Source organism: Planococcus antarcticus DSM 14505, assembly GCF_001687565.2.
GTDB classification, from domain to species: domain Bacteria; phylum Bacillota; class Bacilli; order Bacillales_A; family Planococcaceae; genus Planococcus; species Planococcus antarcticus.
The window spans coordinates 3,164,042-3,179,602 of the sequence record NZ_CP016534.2 but is presented as its reverse complement, the minus strand read 5'-3'; the positions used below and the strand labels follow the sequence as shown (position 1 = coordinate 3,179,602).

Genomic DNA, 15,561 nt, shown 5'->3' with positions numbered 1-15,561 from the left:
AGCTTGAGCGGGATAACTAGTGGATGGATAGGGTAACAGCTAAAGCCAGAAAGCGTGTACAAGTTGATTGCGGGCTTGAAGATTCGCGACATCTGGGATATGCCATGATTATCCTCATCTGTGGAGGGTTGGTTATTGGAGTCTGTATGGTGATTTTGAAAATTGATAAGGTGTGGATAATGTAAAAGCAATCGTCGTCAAAGAAATCGGCCGGCCGGAAGTATTAAAACTGCAGGAAGTGGATAAGCCTAAACCTGGCGTACACCAGGTGCTGATCCGGGTTGAAACCATCAACGTCAACTTTTCTGACATTAAAGCCCGCCAAGGCCAGTATCACGGAGTGGCAGCAGATGCCGCTTTTACGCCGGGCCTGGATTGTGCAGGCGTAGTTGTAGAAATTGGTGATCAAGTGAGCCGGTTCCAGCCTGGGCAACGCGTCACGGCATTTCCGGCAGGCGGTTCCTATGCTGAGTTTGTCGTGGCGCCGGAGAATTTAACGTATTCGGTACCTGGTGACATCAGCAGCGAAACTGCCGCTGCATCATTGACTGTCGGCATTACCGCCAACAATGTCATTCAAAAGATGGTGAGGATGGAAAAAGATGAAACCATTTAGATCCATCCCACAGCTGGGGGAATCGGTTCAACTGCTATTCAATTGGCCTAGCTTTTCGGGGCTTCTAAGATCATTGGGACTGTCGGCAGCGATGAAAAAATAGACCGGGCCAAATCTTTTGGTGCCGATGAAGTTATCAATTACCGGTCAGCGGATTTTGTGGAAAAAGTTAATGAATTAACGATAAGAAAAGGGGTAGATGTCATTCTTGATACGGTAGCAGGCGAGAATTTTGAAAAAAGTTTGAAGTGCTTGGCCACAATTGGCTGGATTGTCTCTTTCGGGCATGCCAATGACGGATCGATGCCGGGAATTGCAAAACGGATCAGTTCCATTCCAGTTGCCGGTCCGTCATTGGTTACAGTACGGGCACCTACCGGAAGAACCGTCCTGAATTCCTGAAGGAAGGTGCTGAAAAAATAACTGAATACCAGCTGCAGAAGCAGCTGGAAATTGCCATCTCCAAAAGCTTTGCATTGACGGATGCCGGAAAAGCGCATGCCCATACCGAAAGTCGAATGAGTATAGGCAAGGTATTGCTGATTCCTTGAATCTGGCATATATCAATCTATTAAAAGATGGTCTAGTATTAAAAACTGAAATGGAACAGTAACTCTGAAGCTTTACACGCGGGCTACTGTGGTAAATGCTTGTTTAAGATCATCCGCAGGCTTCTCATTTGGTTGAATCGAAATTTCTGCATTGGGCCGGTCAGAATGCGGATGCTGACGAGGGCATACAGTCATTTGTCGATAAACGCAAAGCTGAGTTTCCGATGAAGGCTAGTGAATTACCGGATTTTTTTAATGATTCCGTTTGTCAATTTAAGCTAGACAGATCTACTCCATTCAGGTGACTCATAAATGCCTCCAGGGGTGTACGGTAATTCAGCGACTTCCGAGGGATATTATTCCGCTTGTCTGCCACCGTGGAAATGAACGGTTGATCCACCTGGTTGAAGTCCATTTCCTTTGGCAAGCCGTCTTTTCGAAGCAGCCCATTGGAGTTTTCATTCAAGGCGCGCTGGGAAGGCGTGCCGGGATCCGCAAAATAAATCGAGACGTCGTGCTGGTTGCACAGCGGTTTCCAATTGGAGAATTCTTTCCCACAGTCAAACGTGATGGATTTGAACAGGTTTCTGGGAACCCCTTGAAACCACTGATTCAGCGTAGTTTCAATATCGCATGCCTTGCGTCCCGCAGGCTTCAAGGCGATGATGACTTTCGTCAGCCGTTCGACCAGCGTGATCACCGCACTTTTGTGGCGGGCGCCCACAATGGTGTCGCCTTCGATATGTCCGAACTCTTTTTGGAAAGAAGGATAGTCGGTTTCTCGTTCGGAAATATGTCGTTTGAACGCCTGCTTTCCGCGGCGTTCCTCGTGCCCGTTGGGTTTTCGTTTCCCTTTCATGGGCAGTGTGGCTACATCAAAGACCTGATTTTTGAACATGCGATAGAGCGTGCGTGCGGAACAATCGATCACCGTTTCTGCACGGCCGACAATGACATCAGGCGTCCATCCCTGCGCCACCTTGTCTTGAATATAGACAACTTGTTTCTTCGGCAAGACCAGTTTTCGTCGGCCGCAGCGTTGTTTGTTTTTCTTGTATTGTTTGTAGAAATCGAGAGCTGTATAGCCCGATTTCAGGAAGTTGATGACATTATAGATCGGCTGCCTGGAACGGTTCAGGCATTCTGCAATTATCGCCACAGGTATATGTTGGCGGTGGTAGGATTCTATCATCACCAATTCATCCGTGGTAAGATGGGTGTAGGTCATTCGTGATCACTCCTCTGTTTTTCTTTGGTCGGAAAATACATTTAGAGTGTATCACGAATGGCTTTTTCAGTTGTCTAGCTTAATTTTACAATCGGCGTGAACAAAAATAAAGAACTGGATTCTATACAACCGACTTTTTGTGTCGGACGATAGAATCCAGTCTTTCTTATTTTGTTTCTTTTTTTCCAATTTCTAAACAAATTTCACTAATCAACGCGCAGCGTTCACTGAAATGATCAAAGTGAATATGTTCATGGATTGCGTGTGGGCCATCACCTGGTATGCCTAGTCCATCGAGTGTAGGAATCCCAAGAGCTGATGTGAAGTTGCCATCGCTGCCGCCTCCTGCTTTTGCCTCTTTCACTTCAATTCCCACTCTTGCCCCAGCAGTCACTGCCTGTTGGTAAAGCAAGGAATTCGCTTCGGTTTTTTCCAGTGGTGGTCTATTCAACTCTCCAGTAATGCTGAGAGTAGCAACACTATTAAAAGGCTTTAAATTTTCAAGGGTGCGTATAATTTTTTCGGCTTCTGCATAGGAAGTCACACGGAAATCGATTTCCGCTTCGGCAGATGAAGAAATAACATTGCTGCTAGTACCACCTCTAATGACCCCTACATTCAAAGTGGTTTCCTTTTCATAATCGGTCAGTTTTTCGAGTTCTATGATTTGCCTTGATAGTTCTAAGATAGCACTAACGCCATCTTCATGGTGATTTCCAGCATGGGCACTGATTCCCTGCACTTTGAGTATATACCGTCCTACACCTTTTCTTTCAGTCTTTAGGGCGTTGGAACCAAATACAGGCGGTTCCATCACTAAAACACTATCACAGGTCGCTGCTACTTGTTCGATAATGGCGCGGGAAGTCTTACTGCCAATTTCTTCATCAGCAGTAAATAGAAATACAGGGGTAAAAGGAAGTTCTTGAAGCTCGGATTGCAGTGAACGAATTGCCCAAATCGAAGACAGCAGACCCGCTTTCATATCAAACACTCCAGGTCCATAAATATCATTGTCTTTTTCTACTAACGGAATTGCATCCACATCCCAGACAGTATCAAAATGGGATAAAAGCAAAATACGAGGTTTTGATCCACTGTCTTCCAATTCAAAAGAAAAATGGTTACCGGTTTGTTGTTGTTCAAAAACTTCAGGCTTCCAACTACCCGTCAATCTATTGTGGAATATTTCCTTTAATAATTCCCCGCATTGATCAACTAATAATTTATTATGGCTTGGAGATTGAGAACGGACCAATTGCAATAAATCTTCTTTTATTACACCATTTTGAGATAATAAGTAGTTTTTATAAGAGTTCATTCGATACTTCCTTTCTTTTACATCATGTTTATACATAAACACAAATAAATTAATAAATCAATATATTTTGAAAAAAATGATAATTATATTGACACATGTTATTAAAAGCAGGTAAAGTTAATGAAACATTAAGGAAATTGTCCATAAATAAAGGGGGAGAGTTTTTGGAAGGAAAAATTGATGAATTTATTGAAGAAAATCGAGAGACGTACATCAAGTGGCTTACTGAATTTTGTAAGATTCCAAGTGTCGCAGCCCAAAATAGAGGGATGGAAGATGCGGTATCCTATTTAGATGGTTTATTTGCTGAAGCATTTTCAATAATACCGGAGAAGGTTCCTACTGCAGGATTCCCGGTAGTATACGCCGAGCTGGAAGGAACGTCCGATAAAATTCTGAGTTTTTACAATCACTATGATGTTCAACCGGAAGATCCGATTGAGTTATGGGAAAGTCCACCTTTTGAACCGGATATTCGAGACGGGAAAATCTTTGCCAGAGGAGTGGCAGACAATAAAGGCAACCTGGTTGCTAGAATAGCTGCGATCCATGCTATCAGACAAATGGGGATCGAACTGCCGGTTGATATTAAATTTATCTTTGAAGGTGAAGAAGAAATCGGGAGCTTGAATTTGCCTGCTTTTGCGAAAAAATATGCAGATAAAATTTATTCCGATGGATGTGTCTGGGAGTTTGGTTACCGGGATGCAGACGGTGCACTGCAAGTGTCACTGGGAGTCAAGGGCATGCTATATGTTGAATTGTCTGTGGAAGGAGCGAATACAGATTTGCATTCGGCTCAGGCAGCAATTATAGAAAGTCCTGTCTGGAAACTGGTGTGGGCACTTAATACATTAAAAGATCAGGAGGAAAAAATAACAATTCCCGGATTTTATGATGAAGTCGAATCGATCACGCAATTGGATGAAGAAATGCTGTCGCATTATCGGCTGGATGAAGAAGAGACCTTGAGGAAGTTAGGAATTGATAGCTTTTTACTAAATCTAGAGGGAACGGAATTAAAAAGAAAGCATATTTTCGAACCAACTTGCAATATTTGTGGGATCGTTTCTGGCTATATAGGAGAAGGAACAAAAACTGTGTTGCCTTCTGCAGCCACAGCCAAATTAGATTTTCGCTTGGTCCCCGGGCAAGATCCTGAAAAAGTATTGTTGCAATTACGAAAGCATTTGAATAATCAGGGCTTTGAGGATATTCGGATAAAAGTCACCAGTTCAGAGCGTGCTGCACGAACAAAACCGGATCAGGAAATTGTCAAAGCTATGATAGTGGTAGCTGAACAGTATTCGTCTAAAAAACCGAATATCGTACCCAATACGCCAGGAACTGGGCCAATGTACGAGTTATGCCAAGCTCTTGGAATTCCTTCAGCTTCTTTTGGTGTAGGAAACTTCGAATCGAATAATCATGCTCCAAATGAAAATATCTGTGTGGAGGATTATATCGAAGGCATTAAAATGGTGGCAGCATTAGTATTCGAGTTCAGCAGGCAGTTTGAAAAACAGGGGAGTGTGAATCGATGACAGCAAAGACAGACAGCATAAAAGAATTCAGAAAGTTAAAATCTTCACATCCTGATTGGCACGATTCCATTGAAGCTGTATTTGACGAAGTAGTTACTATTCGGCGTGACCTTCATAAGTACCCTGAATTGGCCTTCGAAGAAACTAGAACAGCCGGTATTGTGGCTGAGTTGTTAAAAGGGTGGGGTTACGAAGTCAAGGAAGCCGTAGGCAAAACAGGAGTAATTGGCTTGTTGCACGGAGCAGCTCCCGGACCGGTTATCGGCTTGAGAGCCGATATGGATGCGCTTCCCATGACCGACAAAATAGATCAACCATACCGGAGTGAAAACGAGGGTGTAGCCCATACATGCGGACATGATGCACATACTTCCATCCTTTTGGGAGTGGCAAAGTTATTCGCTGCAAAAGGGCTGGAATCAGGAACCTTGAAATTGATTTTTCAGCCAGCTGAAGAAATTGGACAAGGCGCAGATGCGATGATTAAGGATGGCGCACTGGATAATCCTAAAGTGGATGCAATGGTGGGGCTCCACGTACACCCTACATTGAAAACTGGTGAATTTTCAGTGACTGACACAGAATACAGCTGTGCAGCTGTTGATATCTTCGACCTCGTTATAACAGGAGCTGGAGGTCATGCAGCGCATCCACATCAAACGATAGATCCTATTGTAATTGCCGCTCAAGTCCTCATTGCTTTACAGCAGGTAGTAAGTCGACAAACCGATCCTCTTGATTCCGTGGTTCTTAGCTTTGGGCAAATCCAAGGCGGAACTAAAGCGACGATTATTCCGGATTCGGTTTTATTGAAAGGAACTGTACGTACGTTAAAACCAGAGACAAGGGCTCAAATGCCGGAAAAAATAGAGTCGATTGCCACAGGAATAGCGAAAAGCTTTAAAGGCAATGCGGTTCTTACTTATCACCATGTCACACCTTCAATCAAAATTGACAAAGGAATGCGAGAATTATTGACTAAAACAGTTAGTGAGTTGTTTGGAGCTGAGGCGTTGTATATAGCTACTCCTTCAATGGGTGGCGAGGATTTTGCTTACTTTTCTCAAGAAGTGCCTTCCATCTTTTTTCGCTTAGGGACGAACAATGATGAACAAACAGCTTTCCCGAATCACAACAGCCGTTTTAATGTAGATGAACAAGCATTTTTGTATGGGATTTCGGTTTTAAGTTTATTGACACATAAATTTCTACAAACCACAAAGGGGGAAAAAGAATGAAGAAACTGCTATGGGTATTACTTTTAGTATTGACGCTGGTTATTGCAGGTTGTTCAGGTGGAGAAACAAGCAGTACGGAAGGGGAAGAACCGGTAGAAACAAGCGACAGCAAAACTCTAACAATTGCTATGGGAACAGATATTGTAACGTTTGATATTCATGATCACAATACAACTTCCACGGAAGCAGTTCATGTGAATATGTTCAACTATCTTCTAACCAATGACCCGGAAGAAGGTTTTCAGCCTGACTTAGCTGAAAGCTGGGAGAATATCGACGATACTACGTGGAGTTTCAAACTGAGAGAAGGAGTGACTTTTCATAACGGAGAAGAGCTGACCGCTGATGATGTGAAGTATACATTAGAAAGAGTAGCGAAGGACGACACGTTGCTTGAGCACGGCAATTACAATCAGATTGAAACTGTAAATGTAGTAAGTGATTACGAATTTGAAATTGTCACGAAAAATCCAGAACCAGCACTGTTAAATCGTTTGTCCCGATTAGGCTCAGGCATTCTGCCGCAAGAATATATTGAAACAGAAGGCTGGGAAGTGTTCCTAGAAAATCCGGTCGGAACAGGGCCTTATAAATTTAAGGAATGGAAAAGAGATGACCGTTTGACACTTGAAGCGAATACGGAATACTTTGGTGATGCACCAAAATGGGAAGAGCTGGTTTTCCGAAGCATTCCAGAAGATTCGACCCGTGTTTCTGAACTACTGACCGGTGGAGTTGATGTGGCTGTAAATATTCCTCCAACGGACGTGGAGCGGGTCAATGAAACTGAAGGAGTTACAACTGTCCAGTCGCCGACACAACGTGTCATGATGCTGGTATTGCGAACAGATGAAGACAGTGTAACGGGAGATCCATTGGTACGTGAAGCGATTGATTTGGCTATTGATAAGCAGGCGATCGTAGATTCGTTGCTAGAAGGCGCAGGTACGGTTACGCGCACCCGGGTCACTCCTGGAAACGTCGGGGCTAATGAAGACCTTTATGGACAAACACTTTACGATCCGGAAAGAGCTAGAGAATTGCTTGCTGAAGCAGGATATCCAGATGGGTTTGAACTGACATTAACAGGACCAAATGGAAGATATTTAAAGGATAGAGAGACAGTAGAATTGATTGCCGCCATGCTGTCTGAAGTTGGAATCACAGTCAACCAGGAGTTGATTGAATGGAGTGCCTTCAACCAACGTTACCAAGAGCGTGACTTTGCTGAAATGTTCTACATTGGCTACGGCAACTCGATGTTCGATGCTTCGCTGGCGTTGGATAGGCTAACAATTGAAAATGCTGAAGGTGAAACGGATTATGACAATCAACAAGTAAATGATCTGTTGCTTGCAGCAGAGCAGAACATGGATCCCGAAGAGCGTGTACAACAATATCAAGAAGCTCAGGAAATAATTGCTGAAGATCGTCCTCAAATTTATATGTTCCAATTGGACGCAATCACAGGGATCAACGAACGACTTGATTTTGAGCCGCTTTTAAATGAAATGTTTTATGCTGACTCAATTACACTGAATTAAAAAAAGGGGGGGATTCCCCTCTTTTTTTTCGATAGGAGGAGGAAATCAATGAAGTATTTAGTCCAAAGTATAATAAAAACAATTCCTGTACTACTCCTCATAACGTTAATTGTATTTTTACTCATCCGTGTGACTGGTGATCCCGTGTCCTTGATGCTTCCAGAAACCGCTACAGAAGAAGAGCGTGATTCTTTAAGAGAGTCAATGGGCTTAAACGAGCCTTTGCCAATTCAATACTTCACTTATCTGGGAGAATTGGTAACCGGTGATTTCGGCGATTCATTCCGCTACAACACAGATGCACTTAGCCTGGTATTGGAAAGGCTGCCGGCAACATTTGAATTGGCCATTGCCTCGATGATAGTGGCCATTGTAATTTCTGTGCCGCTGGGGATTCTATCAGCAGTTAAGCGCAACAGTTTTTTCGATCTGTTTATTACAGGTGGAGCAGTTTTAGGGAAAGCGATGCCCAATTTTTGGTTAGGGATTATGCTGATCCTCTTTTTATCTGTCACGTTTCAAATTTTCCCTGTTTCCGGAAGAGGAACTCTTGGGCATTTGGTATTGCCGGCAATTACGCTGGGGACAGGCATAGCCGCGGAGATGACAAGGCTTATAAGGTCCAGCATGTTGGAGATTTTAGAGCAGGACTTTATCCGGACAGCCCGTAGTAAAGGGTTAGGTGAATCGATTATTGTCAATAAGCATGCATTTCGTAATGCGTTGATTCCCGTAGTGACCATCATGGCACTGCAAACCGCTACATTGGTAGGTGGAACCTTGATTACGGAAACTGTCTTTGCATGGCCAGGACTTGGGCAATTGCTTGTTCAGTCAGTCAACTTGCGGGACATGGCAGTTGTACAAGCTGCTACCTTCATTATTGCCATCTTTGTTATTCTCAGCAATCTACTGGCAGATTTAATTTACCGGTTTCTGGATCCACGCATTAAATATGAATAAAGGAGGGGCTCAAGTTGACGCAAACATCAGAAACAACGATAAACCAACAAAAAGGTGTAGCTCAATCCTCCTTTAGAAAGCTGGCTAAGCGCTTATTCAGAAGTAAAACCGGAATGACTGGATTGATCATTGTAGTAGCAGTCGTATTAATGGCGGTATTTGCACCTTTACTTGCCCAACATGATCCTGCTCAAACCAATGTGGTGGATCGTTTATTGCCGCCTTCATGGAGCGAAGGTGGATCATCTGAATATCTTCTCGGAACAGATAATTTGGGACGAGATATCTTGAGCCGTATTATTTACGGGTCGCGTATTTCATTGTTTATTGGCATCACGGCAGTTTTACTTGCAGGAGCAATTGGCATGGCGCTGGGATTGATTGCGGGTTATTACGGCAAGATATGGGATTTCGTAATTATGCGAACAGTAGACGCCTTGCTGGCAATTCCAAACATCCTTTTCATGTTGATTATTTTGGCGGTTCTGGGGCCAAGCCTCACAACGCTGATTTTGGTTCTTGGCGGAACGACTTGGGTGGTTTATGCAAGAATGGTGCGAAGTGAAACGCTGAGCATTAAAGAGCGTGATTATGTCAGGTCGGCGAAAGCCATAGGAGCGAAGGATTTTCGGATAATCATCAAGTATATTTTACCGAACGTCATCTCGTCTTTTATAGTTATCGCCACGTTGAATGTTGCTACCACCATTATCCTTGAGGCAAGTTTGAGCTTTCTGGGGCTTGGAATCCAACCTCCCGCTGTTTCCTGGGGACTTATGTTAAGTGATGGGAGACAATACATCGCTACCAGCTGGTGGGTGGCTACATTTCCTGGCATCGCCATAACCATAACAGTGCTTGGTGTTATTTTTCTAGGAGACTGGCTGCGTGACGTATTGGATCCGAAAATTAAAGAGTAAATGGAGGTGAAGACATCATGAGCAATGAACTGTTAAAAGTCGAAGATTTAAAAGTTCGTTTTAAAACAGATGAAGGCTATGTTTCAACAGTCAATGGCGTAAGCTTTTCAGTTGAGCAAGGGGAGACCTTAGCGATTGTCGGGGAGTCAGGGAGTGGGAAAAGTGTTACGTCTCTTGCCTTAATGGGAATTTTGCCGGCCAATGGAGAGATTTATGAAGGTAATATTACTTTTGAAGATAAAGATTTACGAACTTTAAGTAAAAAAGAGTATCGCAAAATGCGTGGCGATGAAATCGCTATGATATTTCAAGAACCAATGACCGCATTGAATCCGGTTTTTACAATCGGCTATCAGTTGCGGGAAACATTGATTGTGCACAATAAGATGACTAAGGAACAGGCAAATAACAAAGGCATCGAAATGCTAGAAACGGTAGGAATACCGGATGCAGAAAAGGTTATGGGAAGATTCCCGCACCAGCTATCAGGAGGAATGCGTCAGCGGGTCATGATTGCGATGGCTTTATCCTGCAATCCGAAATTGCTCATTGCAGATGAGCCAACTACCGCATTGGACGTAACTATCCAAGCTCAAATTTTGACATTATTGAGAAACTTAAAGAGAAACTTCAATACAAGCATCATAATCATCACACACGATTTAGGTGTTGTGGCTGAATTGGCAGACCGTGTGGTTGTCATGTATGCAGGTGAAGTAGTAGAAGTGGCACCTATCCAGGAATTATTTGATAATCCTCGGCATCCTTATACAAGAGGATTGATCGCTTCGATCCCTAAAATTCATGATGTGGTGGATGAATTGTATTCCATTGAAGGAACAGTTCCTAATCCATCTACTATGCCCGAAGGGTGTAAATTTCATCCGCGTTGCCCAATAGGGGATATTGAATGTACGAAAGTCCATCCCGATTTAGAATACGTTTCAAAAAACCATGCAAAACGCTGCATAAAAGTTAAAGGCTAGGAGGTGGCTATATGCAATCGACAGAGGAAAAAGTGATTATGGAAGTTATAGACTTGAAAAAGCATTTTGATCTGACCAAAGGTTTCATTAAAAAGACGCATTCGAAAGTAAAAGCAGTGGATGGCTTGAATTTTCAAGTATTTAAAGGTGAAACGCTGGGCATAGTAGGTGAGTCGGGATGCGGCAAGTCAACTACCGGTCAATTAATGCTGGGTCTGCTGGATGCAACTGAAGGGCACATTTATTTTCAGAATGAAGATATTTCAGTGATGTCAAAGGAAGAACTCCGGAAAGCCAGAAGAGACCTCCAAGTGATTTTTCAGGATCCCTATTCATCCTTAAATCCGCGTATGACGGTGGAGCAAATTATTGGAGAGCCACTCGTAGTGCATGGCTTAGCATCGGGGAAAGAGTTAAAAGAGCAGGTTCGTGAACTTATGAAACTTGTAGGTTTGAGAGAACATCAAATGAAATTATACCCTCATGAATTCAGTGGTGGCCAGCGCCAACGCATAGGAATTGCGCGTGCCTTGGCATTAAAGCCGAAAGTAATTGTTTGTGATGAAGCTGTCTCTGCACTGGATGTATCCATACAAGCCCAAATTTTAAATCTACTGAAGAAGTTACAAAAAGAAATGGATTTGACTTATGTATTCATAGCCCATGGCTTGCCGGCTGTCCGTCACATAAGTAATCGTATCGGTGTGATGTATTTAGGGAAGATGGTGGAGCTGGCAAGCAGAGATGAATTGTTTACGCATCCACTGCACCCTTACACGTATGCTTTGTTGGATTCAGTACCGATACCAGACCCGAAACTAAGAAAAGAGCATCAATTGATAAAAGGGGAAATTCCAAGTCCGATCAATCCTCCTTCAGGATGCCCTTTTCACCCAAGGTGCCCTTTTGCAACTGAAAAGTGTAAAATAGAAGTTCCAGAATATCGGGAAATCTTGCCAAATCATTTTGTGGCCTGTCATTATCCTCTTTTGCAGGAAGATACGAATGTGTTGCCCGATTCAGGTATTTCAAAAGTAAAATGAAGAGGGTGTAATAAAGCATGAAAGTTCGAATAGGAGCAATAGGACCCGCAGATTCTTTAAAGGTCATACGTGAAGTTGCCGACAATGATCCACGCATTGAGCTTATAGAATTTAAATATTTCGATCAAGAAGAGTTGACTAGTATTCTAAACAAACACCGATACGATGTGGCCAAATGGATATTTTCAGGACCGACTCCATACCACTATTGTTTGGAGTTGGGACTGATCACGCCAGATGAAGCTTCTTTTCCACCTCTTCATGGCATGGCTTTACTCGGAACTTGTTTGAAAGTGATGCAAGATTATGGCAGATTTGTTGAGAAAATGAGTTTGGATACAGTTAATGAACATGTTGTCCATTCATTATTCAGTGAATATCAGCTGAATAACATATCTTTTGAACTGTCGTCTTTTAAAGGATATACCGATCATAATGAATTAATTGATTTTCATGTAAGCAATTACCGTGCTGGAAAATCTGAGCTAGCACTTACTTGCTTATTAAAGGTTTACCTGGAATTGAAGCGGCTTGGAATTCCGGTCTATAGAGTCGTTCCCTCCAGGATGGCTATAAAGACGATTTTCGACATTCTTTTTTCAAAAGCACAGAGCCATGTTTATGAAAAACAGAAAGTGGCCATTATTGGAGTGGACTTGTTTTACGAAGGAAGAGTCTCCAAAAAAACTGTTTTCAGTTTTGAAGAAAATAGAAAAGTATTGGAATTGCAGCAGGAGCTGCTCCGCTTAACAAAAATGTTAAATGGATCTCTTATAGATAAAGGGAGCGGGACTTATTTTATTTATACGACTCAGGGTGATTATGAGTTGCTGACATTTAATAATACGATTTCCTTTATTGCTGAAGAGATTAATATGAGAACTTCTTTGCAATTCCACATAGGGATTGGAACAGGTTATACCATTTATGATGCTGAACAGCATGTTCAGCTGGCTTTTGAATATGCTTCCTCGAAAGAAGACTGTAAAGTGGCTTTTGTAAATGAAGATCAAGTTTTTACAAATTTGACCGATTTGAAATTCAGCTACGAAAGCAACTATCAGCTGCCTGAGTATTGGAGAAATGTTCTGAAAAATCACAAATACAAAGAAACGATTCCCGCTAAAATTTACCACTACGTTAAGTTAAAAAACCTAAGCCGTTTTACTAGTGAAGTAACGACTACTTTGTTAAAAAATACGGACCGCAATACGAGACGTATTTTAAATGAGATGGAGCAGATGGGCCTGATTCGAATTGTTGCGGAAGAAAAAAATCTTGGTAAACCAGGGCGTCCGAAAAAAGTGTACGAATTGGTGATTGAAGAAAAAGTCAAATGATCATCCGAAAATGAATATTCGCATAGTTCAAGCACCAGCGAAACTTTTTCTTTTTGAAAAGTATTGTTGGTGCTTTGTGTTTTACCAAGTAAGGGTGGGATGCTAAATCAAACTAACTAACTATACATTACAATATTCAAAGAAATTTGAGAATGAAATGGGCATCACTAAAAGAAGCGGACTGCTGTAGTCTGTAAAATGCTTTTGCATAAGCAGAATACTTTACTACTCATACCCCTGGTGGTATATTGGGGTTATTAAATTATCGAAGGGAATTGATGAGATGTTATTAAGATATTTCTACGATGAAAATTTAGCTCACGCTTCATATGTAGTTGGCTGCCAGGCAACGGGGGAAGCAGTAGTAGTAGACCCGATGCGCGATATCGTTGTTTACGAAGAGCTTGCCGCAAAAGAAAACTTGAATATCGTCGGTGCTCTTGAGACGCATATCCATGCTGACTTTGTTTCGGGTTCGCGCGAGTTGGCGAATCGTTTCGGGGCAACATTATATGTATCTGATGAAGGTGACGCAGATTGGAAATATCAGAATATCGATCACTTAAATCATCAATTATTGAAAGATGGCGATCAGTTTAAAATCGGAAATCTGATTTTTGACGTGATGCATACACCAGGCCATACGCCTGAAAGTATTTCGTTTTTATTGACGGACCGCGGTGGTTCAGCAGATAAAGCGATGGGCATTTTCACAGGAGACTTCGTATTTGTAGGAGATGTGGGAAGACCCGACCTGCTAGAAAAAGCGGCAGGTATGAAAGGAACTTCTGAAGCAGGGGCAAAAGAGATGTTCAAGTCACTTGAACGCTTCAAAAAGCTGCCGGATTATCTTCAAGTATGGCCAGCTCACGGAGCAGGAAGTGCCTGCGGAAAAGCACTTGGCGCCATTCCTTCCACTACTGTAGGTTATGAAAAGCTGTTCAACTGGGCATTGCAATACGATGACGCAATGGCATTTCAAAAAGAATTATTAGATGGTCAACCTGAACCACCTTCCTATTTTGCTGTTATGAAATCTGTTAATAAAACAGGTGTAGAACTGTTGAAAAATTTGCCTAAGCCAAAAGTTTTGGGGTCTGCAGGAGAGCTGGAAAAATTGATTGCGGATGGCCATCAGGTGCTGGATTTACGTCCTTCATCTTCATTCGGCAATGGCTATATTCCAGGGACTATCAACATCCCATTCAATAAATCATTTGCCAACTGGGCTGGATGGATTGTGGATTATAAGGAGCCACTTTACCTGCTATTGGAACCAGAATCGATAGATCTGGTCTTTGAAGCTCTGCACTCCATTGGTATTGATGGTGTAGCTGGCTACGCCGATGTTTCAAACATAATCCAAGAGGTAAATCAGCTAGATTCATACACAAGCGTGTCTCCCGATCAGGCTAAGAAGATGATTGAAGATGGAGAAGGCAACATACTTGATGTCCGTAGTCAATCTGAGTACGACGAAGGCCATATCGAACAAGCGGATCACATTATGGTGGGTACATTAAAAAATCGATTGGAAGAAGTCAATGCGAATAAAACCGTAATTGTCCAGTGCCAGTCTGGTGCACGTTCAGCGATTGCAACCAGTATTCTTAAAGCGAATGGTATCGACAACCTGGTGAACCTTACAGGTGGCTATTTGAAGTGGAAAGAAGAATTGTCGGTTTAAGAAGTATGAGATTTTAAAGAAATGATTAACTCTATAGTATGTAATATCGCTATTGGGAAATCATAAGTTCGATTTATGAAAAAGGAGAAATTAAATGATAGTAAGTACAATGCTGATTGGGCTGCCAGTTTCTATGGCAGCCTATAGTGTCTATAAAAGACATATGCCGGTCCATGGAATAAAACAGGCGCGGCTTGATCAGATTGACAGCGATTTTTATGCTTTGCTGGATGTCCGCGCCTATAATGTGTCTGATAAAGAGTTTGTGTCCGAAGCATTTAATCTGCCTATATCTTACTTTACAAGAGGTTATAAGGAAATTCCCCGAAATCCTATCCACCTGATTGCAGAAAATCAAATGGAAAAAAACCTGGCAGTTCGACTGCTTCAGCAAAAAGGATTCAACGTGGCAAGCTATAGTTTAATAGGGAAAAACAAGATGCAAACGTCATGTTTTTGACTTGATTACTGTGTAAATGTACCTTCATTTATACAGTTTTTTTATATTTAGAAATAATAATTTTGCTTCTAAAAACTATATATTCTGTGAATTGCTTAAAAGTTGTACGGGGTATAAACT

The 15,561-nt window shown here is 42.2% G+C and carries 12 protein-coding genes and 1 pseudogene; 11 read left to right on the top strand and 2 right to left on the bottom strand.

Features of this window, described 5'->3' with window-relative positions:
* The first annotated feature begins 172 nt into the window (after window positions 1-172).
* Window positions 173-1,167: pseudogene (locus tag BBH88_RS15590) on the top strand (quinone oxidoreductase family protein).
* A 268-nt stretch (window positions 1,168-1,435) separates the two neighbouring features.
* Here BBH88_RS15590 and BBH88_RS15585 read toward each other — a convergent pair.
* Together BBH88_RS15585 and BBH88_RS15580 are read right to left on the bottom strand one after the other, a co-directional pair.
* The gene (locus BBH88_RS15585; RefSeq protein ID WP_065536527.1) at window positions 1,436-2,395 is read right to left on the bottom strand and encodes an IS30 family transposase; all 960 of its coding nucleotides are present in this window, start codon (window positions 2,393-2,395) and stop codon (window positions 1,436-1,438) included.
* Between the two features lie 166 nt (window positions 2,396-2,561).
* Window positions 2,562-3,752 (bottom strand): M20 family metallopeptidase, encoded by a 1,191-nt coding sequence (locus tag BBH88_RS15580; RefSeq protein WP_238323498.1) that lies wholly within the window; start codon window positions 3,750-3,752, stop codon window positions 2,562-2,564.
* Window positions 3,753-3,880: 128 nt separating this feature from the next.
* On the opposite strand from BBH88_RS15580, the gene BBH88_RS15575 reads away from it, so the two are divergent.
* The 10 genes from BBH88_RS15575 (at window position 3,881) to BBH88_RS15530 (ending at window position 15,441) form a co-directional block, all read left to right on the top strand.
* Window positions 3,881-5,260, top strand: a complete 1,380-nt coding sequence (locus BBH88_RS15575) for a M20/M25/M40 family metallo-hydrolase (protein WP_006828994.1) — start codon at window positions 3,881-3,883, stop codon at window positions 5,258-5,260.
* Entirely contained in the window at window positions 5,257-6,498 is a 1,242-nt protein-coding gene (locus BBH88_RS15570) for a M20 metallopeptidase family protein (RefSeq protein ID WP_006828993.1), read from the top strand. The genes BBH88_RS15575 and BBH88_RS15570 overlap by 4 nt, the downstream gene beginning before the upstream one ends.
* The gene (locus tag BBH88_RS15565) at window positions 6,495-8,042 is read left to right on the top strand and encodes an ABC transporter substrate-binding protein (protein ID WP_006828992.1); all 1,548 of its coding nucleotides are present in this window, start codon (window positions 6,495-6,497) and stop codon (window positions 8,040-8,042) included. Before BBH88_RS15570 ends, BBH88_RS15565 begins: the two co-directional genes overlap by 4 nt.
* 48 nt (window positions 8,043-8,090) lie before the next feature.
* A complete protein-coding gene (locus BBH88_RS15560; protein ID WP_006828991.1) occupies window positions 8,091-9,005 on the top strand; it encodes an ABC transporter permease in 915 nt (304 codons plus the stop codon).
* Window positions 9,006-9,019: 14 nt separating this feature from the next.
* The gene (locus BBH88_RS15555) at window positions 9,020-9,925 is read left to right on the top strand and encodes an ABC transporter permease (RefSeq protein WP_006828990.1); all 906 of its coding nucleotides are present in this window, start codon (window positions 9,020-9,022) and stop codon (window positions 9,923-9,925) included.
* Between the two features lie 17 nt (window positions 9,926-9,942).
* The gene (locus BBH88_RS15550) at window positions 9,943-10,911 is read left to right on the top strand and encodes an ABC transporter ATP-binding protein (RefSeq protein WP_065536528.1); all 969 of its coding nucleotides are present in this window, start codon (window positions 9,943-9,945) and stop codon (window positions 10,909-10,911) included.
* Window positions 10,912-10,922: 11 nt separating this feature from the next.
* The gene (locus BBH88_RS15545; protein ID WP_006828988.1) at window positions 10,923-11,954 is read left to right on the top strand and encodes an ABC transporter ATP-binding protein; all 1,032 of its coding nucleotides are present in this window, start codon (window positions 10,923-10,925) and stop codon (window positions 11,952-11,954) included.
* 17 nt (window positions 11,955-11,971) lie between these two features.
* On the top strand, window positions 11,972-13,294 hold the full coding sequence (locus BBH88_RS15540) for a hypothetical protein (protein WP_065536529.1): 1,323 nt from the start codon (window positions 11,972-11,974) through the stop codon (window positions 13,292-13,294).
* Between the two features lie 283 nt (window positions 13,295-13,577).
* The gene (locus tag BBH88_RS15535) at window positions 13,578-14,981 is read left to right on the top strand and encodes an MBL fold metallo-hydrolase (protein WP_065536530.1); all 1,404 of its coding nucleotides are present in this window, start codon (window positions 13,578-13,580) and stop codon (window positions 14,979-14,981) included.
* Window positions 14,982-15,075: 94 nt separating this feature from the next.
* A complete protein-coding gene (locus BBH88_RS15530) occupies window positions 15,076-15,441 on the top strand; it encodes a rhodanese-like domain-containing protein (RefSeq protein ID WP_006828985.1) in 366 nt (121 codons plus the stop codon).
* Window positions 15,442-15,561: the final 120 nt, after the last annotated feature.

What these genes read in the sequence shown, in the direction of transcription:
- BBH88_RS15570 (WP_006828993.1), top strand. Translation starts at nt 5,257, where the DNA reads ATGACAGCAAAGACAGACAGCATAAAAGAATTCAGAAAGTTAAAATCT.
- BBH88_RS15585 (WP_065536527.1), bottom strand. Translation starts at nt 2,395, where the DNA reads ATGACCTACACCCATCTTACCACGGATGAATTGGTGATGATAGAATCC.
- BBH88_RS15545 (WP_006828988.1), top strand. Translation starts at nt 10,923, where the DNA reads ATGCAATCGACAGAGGAAAAAGTGATTATGGAAGTTATAGACTTGAAA.
- BBH88_RS15560 (WP_006828991.1), top strand. Translation starts at nt 8,091, where the DNA reads ATGAAGTATTTAGTCCAAAGTATAATAAAAACAATTCCTGTACTACTC.
- BBH88_RS15565 (WP_006828992.1), top strand. Translation starts at nt 6,495, where the DNA reads ATGAAGAAACTGCTATGGGTATTACTTTTAGTATTGACGCTGGTTATT.
- BBH88_RS15530 (WP_006828985.1), top strand. Translation starts at nt 15,076, where the DNA reads ATGATAGTAAGTACAATGCTGATTGGGCTGCCAGTTTCTATGGCAGCC.
- BBH88_RS15550 (WP_065536528.1), top strand. Translation starts at nt 9,943, where the DNA reads ATGAGCAATGAACTGTTAAAAGTCGAAGATTTAAAAGTTCGTTTTAAA.
- BBH88_RS15540 (WP_065536529.1), top strand. Translation starts at nt 11,972, where the DNA reads ATGAAAGTTCGAATAGGAGCAATAGGACCCGCAGATTCTTTAAAGGTC.
- BBH88_RS15535 (WP_065536530.1), top strand. Translation starts at nt 13,578, where the DNA reads ATGTTATTAAGATATTTCTACGATGAAAATTTAGCTCACGCTTCATAT.
- BBH88_RS15580 (WP_238323498.1), bottom strand. Translation starts at nt 3,752, where the DNA reads ATGTATAAACATGATGTAAAAGAAAGGAAGTATCGAATGAACTCTTAT.